The sequence below is a fragment of the Paraburkholderia tagetis genome, from assembly GCF_022213065.1.
GTDB classification, from domain to species: Bacteria; Pseudomonadota; Gammaproteobacteria; order Burkholderiales; family Burkholderiaceae; genus Paraburkholderia; species Paraburkholderia tagetis.
In genome coordinates this window covers 1-19,359 of sequence record NZ_JAKLJA010000077.1, presented here as the reverse complement: position 1 = coordinate 19,359, position 19,359 = coordinate 1, and the positions used below count along the sequence as shown (strand labels likewise).

At 62.6% G+C, this 19,359-nt stretch carries 18 protein-coding genes and 2 pseudogenes; 10 read left to right on the top strand and 10 right to left on the bottom strand.

Annotated elements, in window-relative coordinates; all coding sequences use genetic code 11:
* Positions 1-5,713: glucoamylase family protein (locus L5014_RS37135; protein WP_238468853.1), on the bottom strand; the 5,713-nt coding region annotated here is incomplete at its 3' end.
* A 325-nt stretch (positions 5,714-6,038) separates the two neighbouring features.
* Between L5014_RS37135 and L5014_RS37130 the strand changes: the two genes are divergently transcribed.
* The 3 genes from L5014_RS37130 (at position 6,039) to L5014_RS37120 (ending at position 8,132) form a co-directional block, all read left to right on the top strand.
* The gene (locus tag L5014_RS37130) at positions 6,039-6,626 is read left to right on the top strand and encodes a BPSL1445 family SYLF domain-containing lipoprotein (RefSeq protein WP_238468852.1); all 588 of its coding nucleotides are present in this window, start codon (positions 6,039-6,041) and stop codon (positions 6,624-6,626) included.
* A gap of 61 nt (positions 6,627-6,687) precedes the next feature.
* Positions 6,688-7,512, top strand: coding sequence for a PRC-barrel domain-containing protein (locus L5014_RS37125; protein ID WP_238468851.1), 825 nt, complete (start codon positions 6,688-6,690; stop codon positions 7,510-7,512).
* 302 nt (positions 7,513-7,814) lie between these two features.
* On the top strand, positions 7,815-8,132 hold the full coding sequence (locus L5014_RS37120; protein WP_238468850.1) for a hypothetical protein: 318 nt from the start codon (positions 7,815-7,817) through the stop codon (positions 8,130-8,132).
* Positions 8,133-8,262: 130 nt separating this feature from the next.
* Here L5014_RS37120 and L5014_RS37115 read toward each other — a convergent pair.
* Positions 8,263-9,437, bottom strand: a protein-coding gene (locus L5014_RS37115) for an IS3 family transposase (protein ID WP_238468849.1) whose coding sequence is annotated in 2 segments (ribosomal slippage) — positions 8,263-9,182 and positions 9,182-9,437 — 1,176 coding nt in all. Because the reading frame shifts where the segments join, the coding sequence is not laid out codon by codon here.
* A gap of 395 nt (positions 9,438-9,832) precedes the next feature.
* Between L5014_RS37115 and L5014_RS37110 the strand changes: the two genes are divergently transcribed.
* Positions 9,833-10,006 carry a CsbD family protein gene (locus tag L5014_RS37110; protein WP_238468848.1) on the top strand — a complete coding sequence of 58 codons (174 nt, stop codon included), beginning with the start codon at positions 9,833-9,835 and terminating at the stop codon, positions 10,004-10,006.
* 415 nt (positions 10,007-10,421) lie between these two features.
* On the opposite strand, the gene L5014_RS37105 is transcribed toward L5014_RS37110, so the two are convergent.
* Positions 10,422-10,844 carry a type II toxin-antitoxin system HicB family antitoxin gene (locus L5014_RS37105; RefSeq protein WP_238468847.1) on the bottom strand — a complete coding sequence of 141 codons (423 nt, stop codon included), beginning with the start codon at positions 10,842-10,844 and terminating at the stop codon, positions 10,422-10,424.
* A 349-nt stretch (positions 10,845-11,193) separates the two neighbouring features.
* Here L5014_RS37105 and L5014_RS37100 point away from each other — a divergent pair, with 349 nt between their 5' ends.
* Positions 11,194-11,973, top strand: a complete 780-nt coding sequence (locus L5014_RS37100) for a PRC-barrel domain-containing protein (protein WP_238468846.1) — start codon at positions 11,194-11,196, stop codon at positions 11,971-11,973.
* A gap of 151 nt (positions 11,974-12,124) precedes the next feature.
* Positions 12,125-12,280, top strand: a pseudogene (locus L5014_RS39135) (Crp/Fnr family transcriptional regulator); the annotation flags it as partial.
* 71 nt (positions 12,281-12,351) lie between these two features.
* Here the strand turns inward: L5014_RS39135 and L5014_RS37090 are convergent.
* Together L5014_RS37090 and L5014_RS37085 are read right to left on the bottom strand one after the other, a co-directional pair.
* Positions 12,352-12,582, bottom strand: coding sequence for a hypothetical protein (locus L5014_RS37090; protein ID WP_238468845.1), 231 nt, complete (start codon positions 12,580-12,582; stop codon positions 12,352-12,354).
* A 40-nt stretch (positions 12,583-12,622) separates the two neighbouring features.
* Positions 12,623-12,835: a hypothetical protein gene (locus tag L5014_RS37085; protein WP_238468844.1), complete on the bottom strand. Its 213-nt coding sequence runs from the start codon at positions 12,833-12,835 to the stop codon at positions 12,623-12,625.
* 1,018 nt (positions 12,836-13,853) lie between these two features.
* On the opposite strand from L5014_RS37085, the gene L5014_RS37080 reads away from it, so the two are divergent.
* Positions 13,854-14,105 (top strand): DUF1488 family protein, encoded by a 252-nt coding sequence (locus L5014_RS37080; RefSeq protein ID WP_234775439.1) that lies wholly within the window; start codon positions 13,854-13,856, stop codon positions 14,103-14,105.
* A 60-nt stretch (positions 14,106-14,165) separates the two neighbouring features.
* Here the strand turns inward: L5014_RS37080 and L5014_RS37075 are convergent.
* The 5 genes and pseudogenes from L5014_RS37075 to L5014_RS37055 form a co-directional block, all read right to left on the bottom strand.
* Positions 14,166-14,269: pseudogene (locus L5014_RS37075) on the bottom strand (Crp/Fnr family transcriptional regulator); the annotation flags it as partial.
* 503 nt (positions 14,270-14,772) lie between these two features.
* On the bottom strand, positions 14,773-14,985 hold the full coding sequence (locus tag L5014_RS37070) for a hypothetical protein (RefSeq protein WP_238468843.1): 213 nt from the start codon (positions 14,983-14,985) through the stop codon (positions 14,773-14,775).
* A gap of 77 nt (positions 14,986-15,062) precedes the next feature.
* Complete coding sequence (locus tag L5014_RS37065; RefSeq protein WP_238468842.1) at positions 15,063-15,218, bottom strand: hypothetical protein; 156 nt, start codon at positions 15,216-15,218, stop codon at positions 15,063-15,065.
* 433 nt (positions 15,219-15,651) lie between these two features.
* Positions 15,652-16,857, bottom strand: a complete 1,206-nt coding sequence (locus L5014_RS37060; protein WP_238468841.1) for a DesA family fatty acid desaturase — start codon at positions 16,855-16,857, stop codon at positions 15,652-15,654.
* Between the two features lie 267 nt (positions 16,858-17,124).
* Positions 17,125-17,844: a Crp/Fnr family transcriptional regulator gene (locus L5014_RS37055; RefSeq protein ID WP_238468840.1), complete on the bottom strand. Its 720-nt coding sequence runs from the start codon at positions 17,842-17,844 to the stop codon at positions 17,125-17,127.
* 433 nt (positions 17,845-18,277) lie between these two features.
* On the opposite strand from L5014_RS37055, the gene L5014_RS37050 reads away from it, so the two are divergent.
* The 3 genes from L5014_RS37050 (at position 18,278) to L5014_RS37040 (ending at position 19,246) form a co-directional block, all read left to right on the top strand.
* On the top strand, positions 18,278-18,610 hold the full coding sequence (locus L5014_RS37050; protein WP_238468839.1) for a hypothetical protein: 333 nt from the start codon (positions 18,278-18,280) through the stop codon (positions 18,608-18,610).
* 81 nt (positions 18,611-18,691) lie between these two features.
* Positions 18,692-18,958 (top strand): hypothetical protein, encoded by a 267-nt coding sequence (locus tag L5014_RS37045; RefSeq protein WP_238468838.1) that lies wholly within the window; start codon positions 18,692-18,694, stop codon positions 18,956-18,958.
* A gap of 27 nt (positions 18,959-18,985) precedes the next feature.
* The gene (locus L5014_RS37040) at positions 18,986-19,246 is read left to right on the top strand and encodes a hypothetical protein (RefSeq protein WP_238468837.1); all 261 of its coding nucleotides are present in this window, start codon (positions 18,986-18,988) and stop codon (positions 19,244-19,246) included.
* Positions 19,247-19,359: the final 113 nt, after the last annotated feature.

The following is a 19,359-nucleotide window of genomic DNA, read 5'->3' as shown; positions in this document are numbered from 1 at the left end:
GCAGCAGCGCGTCGGAACCCGGCCGCAGCGACGCATCGTTGTACAGCATGTACCCGGCCATCCGCTGGAACAGCGCCGCCTCGTCGGGACTCACCCCGTTATGACGGAGTTGCACCTGAGCCTGGGTCCACGCAAGCATCGCCGCCCGCGCGTACGACGCCCCGTCGCGATGCTTGTCGACCAGATCCAGCAACTGCCCGCGCGAATCGGCGACGATGGTCCAGAATGCGACGCTACCGGTCTCGCCCGGCCTGATGCGCAAACGCTGGCGCAGCACGAACGCGGCGTCGAGCACCACGCCGGCTGAATTGCCGAGCGTGCGCCCGCCCGCGAGGGCGCGGGGCGAGTGCACGCTGCGCCCCCGGCCGATAAAGCGGGCGCGGTCGGTTTCGACTTCGGCGGCCCCGACGGCATTGCCCGCGATTTCCGCCAGGTGCGCGGCCCAGACCTCGGGCTCGTTCGTCTCGCGGCGGCGCCGCGTCGCCAGAATGGCCGCCGACCCGGGCAGATACTCGGTCTCGACGAACAGCTTCGCGAACGCCGGATGCGCCTCGTCGGTGGCCGGCGGGGCCAGCACGATCTCCGCATAGGACGTGAACTCGATGATGCGCTCGCGCGCGCCGCCATTGGTCACCGACACCCTCCGCACTTCCGCGTCCTCCTCGGGCGACACCACGACGTCGAGCGAGGTCGTCAGCGTGCCGTCGCGCCGGACGAACTCCGCGCGGTCCTCCGTGAGATTCACTTCGTAGCTGTCCGGCACCACACCGGCCGGCTGCCATGCGGCCGACCACCATGCGTCGCTCGCGACGTCGCGCAGATACAGGTAGCTCCCCCAGTCGTCGCAGGTGGCATCCTCGCGCCAGCGGGTGACGGCCAGATCGTCCCGGCGGCTGTAGCCGGAGCCGGCCGAGGTGAGCATCACCGTGTAGCGGCCATTGGAGAGCAGATGGGTCGCGGGCGACGGATCGCCCGCCGACACCAGGCGCCGCACGATATCCGGGCCGCCGCCGCGTATCGGCCCGACGCTGCGCTTCTCGTCGACCCGCAGATGCGCGGCCGCCACCCGCCCCGGCATACGCTCCTGCAACAGCAGTTCGGTGGCCTGGATGGCCGGCTCCGCGTGAAAGAACGCACGAATGCGCCCGCCGAGGAGCGCGTTGGCGATCGAGACGATCGACATCCCCTGATGATGCGCCATGAACGCGCGCACCACCGCGACCTGTTGGCCTTCGGGCACGCGCGCGGGCGTATAGTCGAGCGCCTCGTAGAAGCCGAAGCGGCCGCAGCCCCCCGCCGCGCCCAGACACTCGAAATTGCGCGCGGCTGCGCCGGGCGCGACCATCGCTGCGAGAGCAGTCGCATACGGCGCGATCACGGCGTCGTGGCCGAGACCGCGCTTGAGACCGAGATCAGGAACGCCGAAACTCGAATACTGGTAGGTGAATTCGAGATCCCGCGCGTTATAGGCCGATTCGGAGATGCCCCACGGCAAGCCCAGCGCCGCTCCATAGCGGATCTGCTTGCGCACGACGAGGCCGCTGGTGCGCGCGATCAGGCTGTCGGCCGGCGCGCGCATCACCAGCGACGGCATCAGGTACTCGAACATCGACCCGGACCACGAGACCAGCACGGCACCGCCCGCCACCGGCGTCGCGACGCGGCCCAGCCGGAACCAGTGGCGCGCGGGAATGTCACCCTTGGCGATGGCCACGAAACTCGCCAGCCGCGCCTCGGACGCCAGCAGATCGTAGCTGCCCGGATCGAGCCGCCCCTCGGCAACCGCGTAACCGATCGACAGCAGACTGCGCACCGGGTCCAGCAGGAAGCCGAACTCCATCGCATTCGCCATTTGCAGCGCCGTATCGGCGAGCGCGTTCAGGCGCGCGCCCAGCGTCGCCGATTCCGGCGCGCATGCGCTATCGCGGCAATGGCTGTGAATCGACTGTTCGAGTGCATCGGCCCAGAACAGCACATCGTCGCCCGCGCCGTCCAGGGCGTCACCGGTTTCGTCGACCAGGGCGCGCGCGATGTCGGCCACCGTTGCGGCCGACAGCTGGATCGCAGGCCATGCGGACGCGGCCGTGCCGGCCGGTCCAGGGCCTGGCACCGCGCCCTTTAGCGTACCCCGCAACGCGCCCGCCGCCTGCTCGAATTCGCCATGCAGGGCGCCGCGTGGATGCGTCCCGGCGTTCTGGCTCACGGCGGCGCAGAGCAGCGCGAGGCTGTCGCCGACACCCTCGGGCGCGCACGGCTCCACGCCGGGGGGCTCGGCCGCCCACGCGCGACAGGCATTGGCGAGCGCGATCAGATGGCCGGCAAGGTTGCCGCTGTCGACCGACGAGACGTACTTCGGCTCCAGCGGACAAAGATCCTGCGTGGCGTACCAGTTGTAGAAGTGGCCACGATAGCGCGGCAGGCGCCCCATGGCGCCCAACGTCGTCTCCAGCCGGTCGACGGCGTCGAGCGTACCGAGCCAGGCGAACTCCCGCGCGCTGACCGTCGCGAGCAGATAAAGCCCGATATTCGTCGGCGAGGTGCGATGCGCGACGACGGGACGCGGATCCTCCTGAAAATTGTCCGGCGGCAGCATCTGGTCGGCGGCCGTGACGAAGGTCTCAAAATAGCGCCACGTGCGGCGCGCATGAAGGCGCAGTTGGCGGGCGTCCTCCGGCGTGACGGCGAGATCGCCCGCCGCTCGCGGCGCGACGCTCGACCGGTGCGCGACGGCAGGCGACGCCAGCCAGCCGAGCACGAACGGAATCCCCGCCCACGCGCCATGATTGCCGGATCGCCATGCCACCCACGCACTGGCCGCCGCACCAAGTAGCGCAAGCGCGATGCCGCCGCGCATCCGCACGAGTGTCTGGTAAAGCGATGGGCGCTCGCGCGCACCGGCTTCGGCCGCCGTCGTCCATTCGAGCCGATGCCGGTGACTGACCATCACGCGAAACGTTGTGCGCGCAATGGCATCGCTCATCGACGCCGCCTGCTGCGCCAGAAAGATGATCGACAAGCCGGTTCGGGCCAGTGCGAGCCTCAGGTCCGCCAGCCAGACGTAGAGCAGGCTGCGTGCCGTCATTTTCACCTGCGAGCGTCTCCAGCGCGGCACGAGTGCGCCCAGTACGGGCAGCAGCACGGGCAAGCCGATCGTCGCCACCACGAAAGCGCTCCAGAGCAGCGCGGCCGGCAGCGGCAAGGTCCAGCCGGCCAGCAGCGCGACAAAGGCTGCGGGGGCCGTGAGCGTGCGGCGCAGATTGTCCAGCATTTTCCAGCGAGCCGTGGCCCGCAGTGCCAGGTCGGGCCGCAGGTGCACCGAGGCCAGCCAGGGCAGCAATTGCCAGTCGCCGCGCGCCCAGCGATGCTGACGGGCGGCGGCAACGTCGTAGCGGGCCGGAAACGCTTCGACCACCTCGATATCCGAGGCAAGCCCTGCCCGCGCGAAAACGCCTTCGAACAGATCGTGACTGAGCATCGTGTTCTCCGGCACCCGGCCGGCGAGAGCCAGCTCGAAGGCGTCGACATCGTAGATGCCCTTGCCCGCGTACGAGCCTTCGTCGAGAAGATCCTGGTAGACATCCGATACGGCGGCCGCATAAGGATCGATCCCGTTCTGGCTCGACCAAACGCGCTGAAACAGCGAGCCTTCGGCACCGACGGACAGCGAAGGCGTCACGCGCGGCTGCAATACGCCGTAACCTTCGACGACGCGCTGGCTGCGCGGGTCGAAAACCGGCCGGTTGAGCGGGTGCGCCATTTTCCCGATCAGACGGCGCACCGTATCGCGCGGCAAGCGGGTGTCCGCATCGAGCGTGATCACGTAGCGGACCTGCGGCGGCACGGCAGGCAGGCGGGCGTCGAGCGCGACGAACGAGGTGTCCGACGCGCCGCGCAGCAGCCGGTTCAACTCGTGCAGTTTGCCCCGCTTGCGCTCCCAGCCCATCCACACGCCCTCTTCCGCATTCCAGGTGCGCCGCCGATGCAGCAGCAGGAAACGCGGCCCCAGCGGCGTGGCGGGATAGCGCCGATTCAGTTTCTCGATGCCCGCGGCGGCGGCCGCGAGCAACGCGTCGTCGCCGTCGGCTTCGGCGGCGGGGGAATCGGTCCAGTCGGACAGCAGCGCGTAATAAAGTTCGCCGCCCCCGCTCGCGAGATGATGCACCTCCAGCCGCTCGATCTGCGCGGCCAGTTCGGCTTCGGTGGTCAGCAGCGTCGGCACGGCCACCACGGTACGCAAGGCCGCGGGAATTCCGTCACGCAGCGCGAGACCCGGCAACACGACCGCCCCGACCTCGCGCATGACACCCCGGTTGACCACCGCCACCGCCACGTCGAGCGCAGGCAGCAACCCGGCAAGACCGAGCCATATCCACCCGCGCGAGAACGGAGCGAGACCGGCGAGCAGCATCAGCATGCCGCCCAGCAGCAGCGCGGCGAACAACACGATGCGGCCGACGTAACCGCCGAGACCGGCATGGCGCGTGAACCGGCGCAGCCATACCGCCGCCGGCGGGCGATAGCCGATCGCCGTCTCGAACGCGCGGCGGCCCGCCGCCAGCAGGTGATAGCCGGGATCGGCGGCACGGTCCTGCTGCGCGCCGGCGGCCGGCGCATCGGCCTGAGCGGCCTGAGCGGCCTGAGCGGCGCCGACGGCACGACGCGCGATATCGGGTTCGCTCAGCGACGAACCGCGCGCCAGCGTTTCGATTGCGCCGCGGTACAGGTTGCGCGTCGGAAAGTCCATGTCGACGAAGCCGGGACAGGTGCGCAGGATCTCGTCGACGGGACTGATGCGCTCGAACAGATCGCTCCAGTCCACATCGGAGATCAGACGCAGGCTCGTGATCACATTGCGCACCGTCAGGCTGGCCGCGCCCTGCTGCTGATGCACCGCGCTCACGATCCGCTCCGCCGTAGTGTGCTGGGAGGCAAGATGCGCGCGCAGCCACGTTACCGCCGGCGTCGTGTCGGGGTCCTGATCGTGCAGCCGCTGGATAAGCTGCACCGCGAAGGTGTCGCACAGCGCCGAGCGTGCGTAGCGCGCCACGAGCACCTCGACGGCTTCGGGCGCGTGTCCGCCCGCGCCGAGCAGACGATCGGCCATTGCGTCGGCGTCGAGCCGCGCGATGCGCCCATCGGTAATCTCGTCCGCGAGGCGCCGCAGGTTCTCGATCAGCACGATGCGCAACGTGATTGCCACGGCCCACAATTCGCCGATCGTCAGCGGCTGTACGCTCTGGTAAGCCAGCACGAACCGGCACAACAGATCGGGATCGAAGCGGCTGTCGGTATGAGCGACGAATGCCCACGCGAGACCGAATACGCGCGGATAGCCGGCAAACGGGCCGGCGCTCAGCTTGGGCAGTTGCCGATAGTAACTGGGTGACAGGTCGTCGCGGATCTGCCGAACCTGCTCTTCGACCAGATGATAGTTGTCGAGCAGCCACTCCGCCGCCGGCGTGATCGTTTCGTCGCTCTCCGCCGCCACCACCGTCGCTTCGTAGGCTCGCAACAGATGGCTCGCGTTGTCCCTGAGCCTCGCGGCAAGCGAGGGGCCGGCAGACGCTTTCTCCGAGATCGGTTGTGCGCCGGCGAGGCTGCGCGCATGCTGCGCGAGCCGCTCTTCGCCGAACAGTTGCTCGCGCACCGGCGTGGTGCTGTGCCATGGAGACGGCGCCGTGCGGCGCCGCAAGCCGTGTGAGAACCGAATCATCGCACTATCCCTTTTTAGCAGAGCCCTGTAAGGCGCTTGCACCGTATCGCCTGGCGTTAGCTAGACCAACGTACAAAGGATATTGCATAGGAATCCTTTAGTATTGCGTGTTCGGCATCGGTGCCCAACCGTTATCTTCCGGCCTGTGCGACCACGTGTCTGTACGGTGCGAGACCGTCATCGCCGCCCGCAACGAAAGGGCCCCGGAACGGGCCCCGGTTCGCAGAAACGGATCCGGAACTGCGCAGTTTGTACGCTGTCGTACCGCGTCGTCCGTTACGACGGCGTAGTGTCGAACACGTCGTCAATCCACCAGAAGAGGATCGTGCAAAGACGAACATTCATATGGAGCACGCCCGGGTCGATCCTCGCACTCGGGCTGGCGCTCTCCGGCTGCACCACTACCAGCGCGTCCGACGTCAGCAGTGACCAGGCCGCCAAGCGCCATGGCATCGACGCGGGCGTCGACTCCACCCTCTCGCGCCTCTATGGCGCGGCAAACGGCTCACGGGAACTCGTTGAAAAGGCGCGCGGCGTGCTGATTTTCCCGTCGGTCATCGATGCCGGCTTCATTGTCGGCGCGGAGTACGGCGAAGGCTCGCTGCGCGTGCACGGGCGCACCGTCGGCTATTACAGCACGACAAACGGATCGATCGGCTGGCAGATCGGCGCGCAATCGCGTGCAATCGTCTTTCTGTTCATGACCGAGGACTCACTCGCCCGGTTCCGCAGTTCCGACGGATGGTCGGCAGGCGGCGACGCGTCGGTCGCGGTACTGAAAATCGGCGCGAACGGCGCTATCGATACCAGCACCGCAACGGGACAGGTGGATGCATTCGTGCTGACCAACAGCGGATTGATGGCCGGTGCCTCGCTTGACGGCACCAAGGTCAATCGGCTCAAGTCGCTGTAACCGCCGGCCGCATGGGGCATGGCGTGCATCCCTGCCCCTCTTCGAATTGCGAGGAGAAGTCATGTTACGCAGCATCAAGGACCTGCACGGCTACACGGTTGGCGCACTCGACGGCGACATCGGCACGGTCGAACAGGCTTACTTCGACGACGAAGCGTGGGGCGTGCGCTATCTGGTGGTCGAAACAGGCAACTGGCTCAGCAATCGCCCGGTTCTGATTTCTCCGTATTCGATCAAGCGCGCCGACGCTGAATTGAACATCATCCCTGTGAACCTCACGCGGCAGCAGGTGCGGGACAGCCCGAACATCGACACGCACAAGCCAGTGTCACGCCAGTATGAAATCGAGTATCTGCGCCACTACAGCTATCCGAACTATTGGGGCGGCCTGAACCTCTGGGGTATGGACGCCTTGCCGGCCTTCAACGCGAACGATGCCGCAACAGGCCTCGCGCCAGAGCCATCCGCGCGCACCGGTCAGCCACACGTCGATCCGCCAGCCGACCTCCATCTGCGCAGCACGGATGAGGTGAAGGGCTATCACATCGAGACAGTCGACGGCAACGTCGGCCACGTCTGCGACTTTATCTACGCTGATGAAGCGTGGGTCATTCGCTACCTGTGCGTCGATACACACAACTGGTGGCCCGGCGGCAAGGAAGTGCTGGTGGCCACACAGTGGATCGCGCTGGTCGACTGGTTCGCGTCCACCGTATCCACCACGCTGACCCGCGAGGCCATCCGGCACAGCCCGGCATACAACGGGAAGACGCCCATTCCTCGCAGCTATGAAATTGGGCTCCATGAATACTATGGCAAGGCGGGGTACTGGTCGCGCGACGATCCGGCATCGTCTGCCGAATCCATGCGCAACACCCGGCGGTAAGCTCAACACGGCTTTGTCCTGAAACGCAGTACGGTACCGTACCGACTTCATTCGAACTCGCGCGCACCGTGATTCTGTGCCTGAATATCTTGCGCAATGCCAATGCCGGTAAGCGGCGGGACGAACCCGATGCCGAAACCGCGCCGCTTCGCGACCCGGAGCACTATTCATCAGGTCGTTTATATCGGACTGCGATGTAATATTGATGCGTGAAACGCCAATTGATTCACGGATCGGATGTTGACGTCTTCTGGCTGAAAAGGGTCTACACGCGAAATAGCACCAACTCAGAGAGCACTACCATGACCGACGCCAATCCCCAAAGCACTTTTCGCGCTCTTCCCCTGACTCCAGATCAAGACGCAGAAATCAGGCATTACATAAAAAGTAAAACCAGGCAAGGCGCCCCGTGGGACACCCCGGAGCTTGATGCCATGCTTGCAGATATGCTTACCCCCCCGCGCAACGAAGACGGCGAATCTGGCGCCACCGTCGACGAAACGAAGGCAGCCACGGAGCGCGCGGCAGCGTCCATCGATGAAGCCATGGAACCCATCGAGGCCAGCGAGGAGCGCAATGCGGCCATGGAGACCGAAGGTATGAGAGGGCCCAGGCGTTGAATTGCATGGCGCTACACCCACGCGCCGGCAACGCGGCCTCGGTGGCTCGCAAGACTCGAGCGCAGCGCCGGTTGCGATATGCGTATATTGACGTTGCCCGCGAATTTCGGATCCCTTAACTGAGCGGGGATTATGCCACCCGTTGGTTCTGGGCGGCGTACCAGTCCTGCTCGAATTGCATCGGGCTGACGTAGCCCAACGTCGAGTGCAGGCGCGAATGATTGTAGAAGTTCAACCAGTTGATTACCTCGTCCATCGCTTCGCGACGCGTTGCAAAGCGCTGGCCAAGGATGCGGGCTCGCTTGAGCGATCCCCACAGGCTCTCGGTCGGCGCGTTGTCCCAGCAATTGCCTTTGCGGCTCATCGAGCTGTGCATGCCGTAGCCCTTGAGCAGGTCCTGGAAGTCATGACTGCAATACTGGCTGCCACGATCACTGTGGACGATCAGGCCCGCTTCCGGCCGGCGGCGGAACCACGCCATACGCAACGCGTCAGACACCAGCTCCGTGCGCATGTGCGGCTGCATCGACCAGCCCACTACCTGACGGCTGAACAGGTCGAGAATGACCGTCAGGTACAGCCAGCCCTCGTCAGTCCAGAGGTACGTGATGTCCGTACTCCACGCCTGATCGGGGCGAGCGGGCGAGAAGTCGCGTTGCAGCAGGTTCGGCGCGACCGGCAGGTTGTGCCTGCTATCGGTCGTGGCCTTGAAGCGGCGTTTGGTCTTCGCCTTGACGCCGTGCAGCTTCATGAGCCGCTGGACGCGATCCTTGCTCACGCGAATGCCCTGGGCAAGCAGCTTCTTCCACACGCGAGGCCAGCCGTACTCGCCTTTGGATTCGGCGTGCACGGCCTTGATGTGGACCAGCAGGGCGTCGTTGCTGATACGTCGGCGCGGACGCTCCGTATCGACGTCCCGGGCCTTGCGCGCGTGGTAACCGCTGGGGCTGACACCCAGCACCTGACAGGTCAGGGAAACCGGCCATTGTCGGCTGTGAAGCTCAATCCAGGCGTACTTCAATCCGACACCTTTGCGAAGTACGCCGTGGCTTTTTCCAATATGTCGCGCTCCATCTTCACGCGTGCGAGCTCCGCGCGCAGCCGGGCAATCTCCATCTGTTCGGGGGAGGTCTGTTTGCCTGCGCCGTTCAGTTTGCCAGCGGCGTCGGCCTTAACCCAGTTGTGCAGCGTCTTCGGGCTGATCCCCAGTATCTTTGCCACTGCCGCCATGCTCTGGCCGCCGCGGACCATGCGCACGGCTTCTATCATGAATTCCTGCGTATATCGGGCTCTCCGATTACCCATCGTTCCTTCCTCCTTGCGTGAGTTTTACACACTCAGCAAGGGATCCATTTTTTGCGGGCAAGCTCATATTGAGTGAGCAGGTAACGCCAGGTGAGCGCTTCGAACCGGTACGGTGCCGTACTGAGTACGGTCCAACAAGGTGGGATAGCGCGGATGCCTGCGCGAATCGTACAGAAAGGAACGGACATGAAAAGTCGAGCACTGATATGGGCACTGATCCTGCTGTCACTGATTACCAGCCTGAGCGCATGCTTCTTTCCTGTCCGGGATGACAACGACCACCATGGCGGGGGCGACTACCAGGAACACCGCGACTAGGAGATAGAGGACAAACTCGCCTCGTCGTGTCGTGCCGGATTGCTCTCTCGAGCATCCATTGCCATTGGAGATTCACCATGAACAAGGATCAAGTCAAGGGAACTGCAGAGAAGGTAAAGGGCAAGGCGAATGAAACCATTGGCCGGGTCACGGGCAACACGAAACAGGAAGTCAAGGGCGATATCCAGCAAGCGGCCGGCCAGGCGAGAAAGAGCCTGGGCGACGCAAAGGAAGCTATCGACAAGTCCTGACGGATCACGATCTCGTCATAGACACCTATTCCAGCAAGGTCGACCCGGGCCACCCACTGCGGCGGGAATCTACCCGCCGCAGAAATCGTTCGGACCCGCCATCCCGGGTGGCAGCCGACCTACAACGACGGCAAGAGCGAACGCAACATCGACAAAGCCGTCGAGGGCAGCCTTGCAGCTCGCGATCCACCTTAAATCAGTGGCGTGGCAAGAATCAACCAGGCTGCGATACCGGCGAAGCGCCCCTTATCTGCGTCGAGTTGCGGAAAAAACTCCCCAGGATCTGAAAGGTTTTTATCAGAAGTGTCCGCCATCATCGCGCGAACGTTTCTTTCACAGCCCCCTCTACCGGTAAAGACGATAGATAAACAATACGCCCTGGCTACGCCTTCGCTGGGCCAGACGCGCGAGTTCTTTAAAAGCGCCGAAGCGCTCCTGCATCGCCCGCGTGCGCCAGTTCATGAAAACAGGCAAGTGCGATGTAAGCCGACCTGCCGATATGGCGCCGTTGCGCAGCAAGGTCGATCTCCTGCAGCACGCTCCTGCGAAGGGAAATCTGTACGAACACGGAATGCGACTGAACGTTCGTCAAATCGATATCGACGAACATCCACAGGCCTTCTCCATCGTCCATATCGAGCGCCTGCAGCGCCGACATGTCGTTGGTCGGAGCGGGAAGGATGTGCTCGCTGCGGTGATACATGCGTTGCACGAGACGCTCGGCGTTTACCGCCAGATCGTCAAACGTGCGCCCTTCCACTTCGACCCATGGAAAATCCGCGAACACGCCGCGATAGCCTTGCCCGTCACGTCGTTGAACATACAGGGGATAGTGCACAGTCGTCTCCGCGCTGACCCGAAAGAAGCTTCTCGTGTGAATGCGTATCTTGCGGTCGATGCCGATGCGCGTCTGTACGGTGCAGGACTTTCGTGCGTCCGACATCAAGACGTGTCGCGCGAAAGTTCCAGCACGTGACGCACCACATCGGAGAACGAATTTGTACGGTGTCGTACCGCATCGGCATTCAATCGCGCGTAGCGTCAGAGGCATCGTCCCATACCGAGGAGAGGATCATGCCCAGACGAACATTGATGTGGGGCTTGCCGGGCTTCGCCCTCGTGCTCGACCCTCGCGGCCGGTGCGTCGAATGCCACCGAGGTGCCGGCTTCGACATCATGGAGGCGTCATGTTGCGAAGCATAAAGGATCTGCACAGATGCACCGTACGTGCCTCGGACGGCGACATTGGCAGCATCAATCAGGTTTATTTCGACGACGAGGCGTGGGGCATTCGTTACCTGGTGGTCGACACCGGAGACTGGCTCCATGACAGGCAGGTGCTCATTTCTCCATACTCGCTCAAGCACGTGGATTGGTCATCGAACACGGTTCATGTGAATCTCACGCGACAGCAGGTACGTGACAGTCCGACGCTCGACACGCACAAGCCGGTATCGCGGCAACACGAAATCGAGTACCTGCACTACTACAGCTATCCGACCTATTGGGGCGGGCCGAATCTGTGGGGCATGGGCGCCTGGCCCGCGTTCGATACCGTTGCGCCGGAGCTCACGGCGCCCGCCCCGGCACGCCCCACCCTGCACACCAACCGGGCATTGCCGGACGTGCATTTACGCAGCACCGACGAAGTCAGGGGCTACCACATCGAGACGATAGACGGAACCATCGGCCATGTGTCGGGTTTCATCTTCGACGATCGGGCGTGGGCACTGCGCTACCTGTTGGTCGATACGCGCAACTGGTGGCCCGGCGGAAAGGAAGTCCTGATTGCCACGCGCTGGATCGAACTCGTCGACTGGTTCGCTGCAACCGTGTCGACTTCGCTCACGCGCGATACGATCCAGCGTAGCCCGACCTACGACGACTCGGTACCCGTTCATCGAAGCTACGAGGTGGCGCTACACGAGTTCTACAACCGCGAAGGATATTGGTCGGAAGCTGAATAACCGCCCCGCCGCCTGACCGGCGATCCGGATGCCGACTCGCCGGACAGGTACAGGCGACGTTACAAGTAAGTGTCTGGCACGCCCGCTGGCCGGCGCATGGAAAACGGCGCATCGGCAGGAATCGCCATGGTTGGTAACAATGGCGCCTTTTCTTTTCCTTCGCTACACGCAAGCGCTCATCACCCAGATGGCGCAGACGGCCGTCTGCAACCGGCATCACTCGATTTCGCAGCAGATCTGTCGCTGGCTCTGCGCAGGCTTGCGAGGGCTACAAGGTAGTCAAGCACGGGAGCGGTCGCCCCTTCTGGAGCATGGTTAATTCGTTTGCCGAATCGCCGAGCGACACGGCGAAGTACTTCTGCGCGGAAGACCGTCGCGTCAACGCCGGCGGCGCACCGGCACAAGCACCATGCCGCCACCGTCGATGCCGCTTCCCTGGCGCCAGACTGCCTTGCCGAGCGCCGTCAGTTCGCCGCAACTGTGTTGCGCGTCCGCTTCAGTTCCGGCTACCGCCATGTCGCCGCCAGCCTGCTCCTGCGCTGCCTTCCGCTGTCCCGCGCGTGCGGCCACTGCGTCATCGTGTGACCTTCCCGCATAGCATTGCGTCATCTTTGCGAACTCCTCGTGAGTGATGCTGATCAGACGCCGCTCATGAATTCGTCATGTTCGTCACGGCCCCAAACTTACCCGGATCCTTCCTTTGCTTCCGATCCCGCGTATCGCTGCGTTGCTGGCCAGCCACCTCACGCAAAGCTCCGTCTTCCGGCGCATTGCGCATGCCGTCGTCCGCTGCGTTGCTAACGTCGAACGCCAGCCTTCTGCTTTCTGCCAGCACGTCTGCGTTCACACGGTTCGTCCTCATTTCATGTTCCTTTTGCCCAACGACTTCGGCGATAGAACACCTCAAACGCCAAGGCCGGTTTCACGCATTCGATGCGCGTAACACGGTTCCATCGTTCAACCATTCGGGAAGCACGTCTGTACGCTATCGGACTATCAGGGGCGCTACGGATGACCCGGCTACTCGGCTTGCCCGATGACATTGAATGCGCAACAAAACGCCTTCCTTGAGCCCGCGTCTCCGCTGGGTGCGGCGCCGGTTCAACTCCTTCCTGCTTCGTCACGATCACGCCTATAGCCACCGTAGCCGGAACACGAACGCCTCCCATCAAGGAGCATGGCGAGATGCAACTGAAACAGCGTTTTCGCGATCTCACTTGCATCGCGTGGATAAAAGGCGCATCCTTCTTACGTGCAATGTGCTGCCGCTGCCAGTTCGACATCGACGCCCTGAGATTGCTTCAATCGTCAGGATTCCCCAGAAAGTACACCACAACCATCCCGCCATCGAATATCGCGGCGACAACTTTCGTGCGGCAGTCAGTCCGGGGGGGCTTCGTTTGCGTTTTGTGCGTTTCACGCGCTCGCGACAGTTCTCCAAACAATGTCTGAGTTGTGCCGATTGCAATGAGCTAATCGACTCAGCAGTGTTCCGTGATCTGAACGAGCACAGGTCCAGGCGAGCGCCGTCATGCTCGCCCCGCTACTCGGGGCGCAGGAGAGGCTGTATCCGCGACACGCTCGCAAACTCTCGATCACGCCGCTCATTTCAGGCACTGCCGACGACAGTCCGTCGCTGCGTCTGCGCGGAAATTATGTCGTTTTCTATTGGAGCCGCTATGCCAAAATCAATCAGACTGCACTCGACCTCGCCCGTGAGCCAGAGCGACTACGTTATCCAGGAAAGGGCCCGCGTTTCCTCACGGGAGAAAGCAGAAGGCGAACGCGCCCAGAAGCGGCTCGAGATGGACGCCCGCATCAATGTGAACGCGAGCAAGTGGCGATATATCCGTCCCGGTGAGTAGATCGAAAAAGGCAGCGTGGTGCTCAACTTTCCCAATCCCAGTCGAATCTACGACGCTTCCAGGCGCTCCGTGTGCTTTTGGGGCTACGACAAAGCTCGCGAGATTGTCTTTCTGGTCGACGATGCGATGCTGGCGAAGCTGAACCCCGATATCGTTTCTGACGAGTCCTCGTTGCTCGCAACTTTCGACCGCTACCGCGACCAGATTCTGGAGCTCGCCCGAACCCTCTATAAAGGCGGCCCTCAGAACAAGTACACAATCTCGTGAATGATGAGGTCTGTCGCCGGATTGCCGCGCCGGCGAGGGGCACCATTCGCGCAGCGCTCATCACAGCGCCTTCAGATCGGGCAGCAACCGGTCGAATCACACTTCACCGTGCTGTAACGCTCACAGACGCGCTTTTCGAGCCCGGGCCTGTCCAGTACCTCGACGCGATTCGCCCTCTCTGTCGTCGGCGCAGGGAACCATTTCCCGAAAATGCGCGGCATAGCCGGTAGTGGCGTGGCGCACACGGGAAGACCTGCCATTCCAACGCCCTGAACGCGCCGGGATGACTGCGTGAGTGCCCGTTTTCTCGCTGACCCAACCCGCAGAGCCCGCTGCCTCAGATCGAGGTGTGGCGGGCACCAGGCCCGGGCCTAACCTTTCGGAGCTTTTTCTTGTAATCTAGCGTGCGGCGCAACGCCAAGCAGTGACGAATGTCCAACAAGTCAACCGAGATACGACATAAAAAAAACCTATTTTCCCTGGTGATCGCCGCCGTCGCGATGGGTTCGATGTCTTCCGCATTTGCGGATAACCATCATCGATGCCAAAAGGTGAAGGTACATCACCACTGGGAAACACGCTGCCACCACTAATCGAAGCACTCTGAAACCCCGCTCACGCGGGGTTTCGCTTCCTGGTCCTCTCATCCCATTCTCGGCGCCCCATCCTACATCTCGGGTACTGCCTGGGCTCGCCAAAGCTGGGCGCCAACGCGAACAAGAGCGTCCCAGTCGCCGGCATTCATCGTTGCATGCTCACGAGCGAGGAAATCGGCCAGCCACAGCATGGAACCAGCGGGTGCGGACGCGCCGGGAGGTTCATCGGCGGTTGAGCGAAACAGTTCGAGGATCGTTTCGACTGTGATGTACGGCCTGTTCATGGCGATCTCCCCTCGGCGGGCGCCATTAGCGGGCTGCCCACCGCACGCGCCGTTTTCGCTTTTGCAGCAAGAACCGGCTAGTGCTTGCGATGCATCCACCGCATGTGATGTGAGTCCATCCACTGGATCACACTTTCGTCCGGATGGTCAACCATATACCGGCGTATCAGTGCGAACGCGACGATCGCGAGGACCACCAGACCAACAACAAAACCAATCATCGACTGAGACATGGAAGCCTCCTCATGGATCGCCCGACCCATGACCCAATTGTAGGCGGCGCAGGAACACGCGGGTGCCCGTCGCCCGATCCCGCGCCGTCTGGCCCGTTGACGCAACGCTACGGATAAGTGCGCGGCATGCGCGCTCGAAGATAGACCGCGACGGAGACCGACGCACTCGAAGCCACGATCCCTGCCATTGCATGCCGTCGTGCTTCAGCGCATTCGTCATACACTCTTCATGAAAAAGCCGACGCTTCGCCGGCCTTCCCGTTTCCGTCTTTCAGGACGGACTGCCGACCCTGATTGAGTTCCGGCATCGATCAACAATTCATGGCATCCGATGCATCTGCAATGCGTCAATCATTCCGTAAATCGGCACGCGCCTCTGTACGGCATTGGACAATTCCGGCAGCTCGACGCGGAAAAGACAATCGTGTGACCGCTACTGCGCGTACTGGCGCAGGCGCAGCGAGAATTCTTCGAGTGCCTGAATGCCGCTCTGCTCCGCCGTTTGGCACCACGCCTGCAACTGCCTGAGCAACTGTTCCTGCGACGCGCTGGAGCGTTCCCAGATAGCCGACAGTTCCTGGCGCAGTTCGACGCAGGTGCGCAGCGTCGAGTTGCGGTCCCACGCGTCGGCAAACGGCAGCACCCGACCCGGTTTGCCGCGGCTCGCCTGCGCCTGCAGCCGGAGCCGCTGGCGCACGCCGCGCCGAAGACGAAGCTTCTCGCGACCACTGAGGTGCCCCGCCCTCGCCAACTCCTGCTCGCATCCGATTTCGGCTGACTTCACATAGGAAGCCATGACCTCATGACGATGGAAAAGTACCGCTCGCAGCGTAGCGTCATCGACCGTCCTCTTGCCTTCGATCAGGTACGGCGCCTGCGCCACCTTCCTGATTGACGCAAGCCTCAGCGCTGCCAGGGCCCGGATATACATCCAGCCCACATCGAGTTCGTACCATTTGTTCGACAGCTTCGCGGACGTGGGATACGCATGGTGGTTGTTGTGCAGTTCCTCGCCGCCGATCACAATGCCGAACGGAATCACGTTCGTGCTCGCGTCGTCGGTATCGAAGTTGCGGTAGCCCCGAAAATGGCCGAAGCCGTTGACGACGCCGCCCGCCCAGAACGGAATCCACATCATCTGGACCGCCCAGACCGACACGCCGGCCACGCCGAACAGCGCGACGTCGATCACCATCAGCAAGCTCACGCCCAGGTTCCGGTACCTCGTATAGACGTGTCTATCGAGCCAGTCCTTCGGCATGCCATAGCCGAACTTGCGCAAGGTCTCTTCGTTCCTGGCTTGCGCGGTGTACAGCTCCGATCCCTCAAAGACGACTTTGCAAATACCCAGCATTTGCGGACTATGCGGATCATCGGCCGTTTCGCACTTCGCGTGATGCTTGCGGTGCACCGCTGCCCACTCGTTGCCCGATATGCCCGTCGTCATCCACAGCCAGAAGCGGAAAAAATGGCGAACGGCCGGATGCAGATCGAGTGCGCGATGCGCGAGGCAACGATGAAGATACAGCGTCACGTCGACGATCGTAATGTGCGTCATCACGAGCAGGGCGAGGAGAATCTGCCACCACGAAAGCGCAAGCAAGCCGCTGGAGAGAAATTTTAGTAAATCGTTGAACAAATGACCTTCTTTCCGCCCTGGGCGGAGCCGTCTGGCGCGATTCGGCAGCACGACAGCATGAGGATTCGTGTCATGCAAGGTACGGCTCTGGATCTCCTCTGTTGCGCCATGGAATCCTGGCCCCCTCGCGCGCCATTTGGTGCACGAATACGTCTTTCTACAATGCGGGTTCTTGAGAGCGTTCTCGGTACGTTAACGTACCGACGATGCCCGGTTACACGGACAAGCAGTGATGGGAGCTATTCGAGCAAGCGGCGCTCCCGGCCCTCACAGCGCTTTCAGGTCGGGTAGCAGGCGGTCGAATTCGCGCTTCACCACGCCGTAACACTCGCAGACGCGCTTCTCGAGCCCGGACCGATCCAGTACCTCGATGTGGCCGTAGCTATAGCGGATCAATCCAGCTTCCTGCAGCTTCATCGCCGCTTCGGTGACGCCCGGTCTGCGTACGCCCAGCATGTTGGCGATCAGCTCCTGGGTCATTTTCAGTTCGTTGGACGGAAGGCGGTCGAGGCTCAGCAGCAGCCAGCGGCACAACTGTTGATCGATCGAATGATGGCGGTTGCACACGGCGGTCTGTGCCATTTGCGTGATAAGCGCCTGGGTATATCGCAGGAGCAGCCGCTGCATCGGACCACCCCGACAAAACTCCTCCTTGAGCAGGCGGGTGTCGAGACGGTACGCCTTGCCCGCGCTCTGGACGACCGCGCGGCTGGGCGTCGTTTCGCCTCCCATGAAAATGGCGACGCCGACAATCCCTTCGTTGCCCACGATGGCAATTTCCCCCGATGCGCCGTCTTCCATCACGTAGAGCAGGGAGATGATAGAAGTCGTCGGGAAATAGACGTGGGCGAGGCGGTCACCCGATTCGTAGACAACCTGCCCCAGCGGCATGTCCACCTGCACCAGATGCGGCGAGAGGCGTTCCCACTCGACCGCAGGCAGGACCGAGAGCAAGTGATTCCCGCTCAACCGCTGTTTGTCCGTCATGTCCTGCTCCAGGGTATCCGTACCAGAACCCGCGACCCCGAAGGGCGTATCGCGTGATCACTCCAGGTTTCGGAAAAAAATGCCAAGCCGCCCATTGGCGTGCCGCCTCGATGCGCATGCCCCGCCAGCTGGATCTCAACTTATAGGGGGCGCATCCATGGGTGATGCTGAGGCGCGACGGCAGCGGCGTCACAAGATAACCGCACCGTCCGATGCCGTACCGACTGCCGCTCAGATCCACCTTATTCTATCCCTGTCGAACGGGTGCATTCCAATCGGTCCGCACTTCAGAAGTTCACCCTCACCGAGGCTGCCCGACGGGCTTTGAGCCTCCGGCTTCTACCCGAATCGGGTTACCTGTCCCTTCAACAATACATTGCGCGACCGGTTCATGCCTGTCCCGAACGAAAGCGGATCTCACATGGAGGTTTTTATGGCCAGGCAACATCACAGGGACAACGTCCATCACGCGAACAACAACACAGCCGAAGCGACACTGGTGGCACTGACAATACAGATCTGCGGATTCGTCCACGAAGGGGCCCTCGATAGCCGCTGCGCCACCAAGCTCGTCAGACGGCTCAGAAAGGAGGCCGAGACGATCTCGGAGGCCGGCAGGATAACGAAGTCCGGTCAGAAAGATCTGTTACATGCTTTCAACGCAGTCGACATGGTTCTACACGCACACGATGCGGGGCTGCTGATCGCGGCTAACACGGCGCTGCGCTCGACCGCCGGAGCACCCGGCACCACGGAATCAACCTGACGACCGCGTCCGCAATTGTCCGCAATCGGCTGAGTCGCTCAAGACCGCCGGGGCGAGGTCGCATACTGAACGGAGTCGGTCATGAACTGTTTCTCGATGGGTCTCTTCGACGTCTACGTCGACGTATTCGTCATCAACCGCGGCTTCGGACGTCCTCCAGGCGAATCCGAGATGTTCGGATTCTGGGGTGAAATTGTCCCGGGTGGTGGCAAGCGGACATTTTCGGGCGCGCATCATTTCCGCTCGGTTGAAAAGGAGGGATACCCGGACCGAAGGGAAGCGATCGATCGAGGTCTCAAGCACGCTGAAGGGTTACTCCGGTCTTGCGAGCGCTATTTACCCGGCTAAACCCAATCGTACTATCCGGAGGTGACCATGCAACGGACGATTCAATACCGCGGTTGCGAAATCCATGTCGACCTCGTCCGCACGTCGGCCGACATGTTCGACGCGTCGTTTCGCGTCGAGTGCGCGGTATCGCCAAAACAGCTTTCCCCGACTGGTGCGCGCGTACCGGTACGCAATGGGCCGTTCTCGCGCCGGTGGGCCTGGCTCATCGCTGAGATCGCTGGCCAGTTTGCGATTGACGAGATGCTCGGTCCACGTGATTCCCGGTTGCGCCACGTGATCTCGTGAGTGCCGAATTCGAGCCCATTTTCGGCTAGGTTCCCAGTCGGAACATCTCGAATGTCTCGGGGTCCTGCCTTTCTGTGATGAATTTTGCGAAGAAATGGGTTCCGGTGCTATTC

Coding starts and splice junctions, on each gene's coding strand:
- L5014_RS37045 (WP_238468838.1), top strand. CDS start 18,692: ATGAACTGTTTCTCGATGGGTCTCTTCGACGTCTACGTCGACGTATTC.
- L5014_RS37040 (WP_238468837.1), top strand. CDS start 18,986: ATGCAACGGACGATTCAATACCGCGGTTGCGAAATCCATGTCGACCTC.
- L5014_RS37070 (WP_238468843.1), bottom strand. CDS start 14,985: ATGAACAGGCCGTACATCACAGTCGAAACGATCCTCGAACTGTTTCGC.
- L5014_RS37110 (WP_238468848.1), top strand. CDS start 9,833: ATGAACAAGGATCAAGTCAAGGGAACTGCAGAGAAGGTAAAGGGCAAG.
- L5014_RS37055 (WP_238468840.1), bottom strand. CDS start 17,844: ATGACGGACAAACAGCGGTTGAGCGGGAATCACTTGCTCTCGGTCCTG.
- L5014_RS37065 (WP_238468842.1), bottom strand. CDS start 15,218: ATGTCTCAGTCGATGATTGGTTTTGTTGTTGGTCTGGTGGTCCTCGCG.
- L5014_RS37100 (WP_238468846.1), top strand. CDS start 11,194: ATGTTGCGAAGCATAAAGGATCTGCACAGATGCACCGTACGTGCCTCG.
- L5014_RS37120 (WP_238468850.1), top strand. CDS start 7,815: ATGACCGACGCCAATCCCCAAAGCACTTTTCGCGCTCTTCCCCTGACT.
- L5014_RS37050 (WP_238468839.1), top strand. CDS start 18,278: ATGGCCAGGCAACATCACAGGGACAACGTCCATCACGCGAACAACAAC.
- L5014_RS37090 (WP_238468845.1), bottom strand. CDS start 12,582: ATGACGCAATGCTATGCGGGAAGGTCACACGATGACGCAGTGGCCGCA.
- L5014_RS37085 (WP_238468844.1), bottom strand. CDS start 12,835: ATGAGGACGAACCGTGTGAACGCAGACGTGCTGGCAGAAAGCAGAAGG.
- L5014_RS37125 (WP_238468851.1), top strand. CDS start 6,688: ATGTTACGCAGCATCAAGGACCTGCACGGCTACACGGTTGGCGCACTC.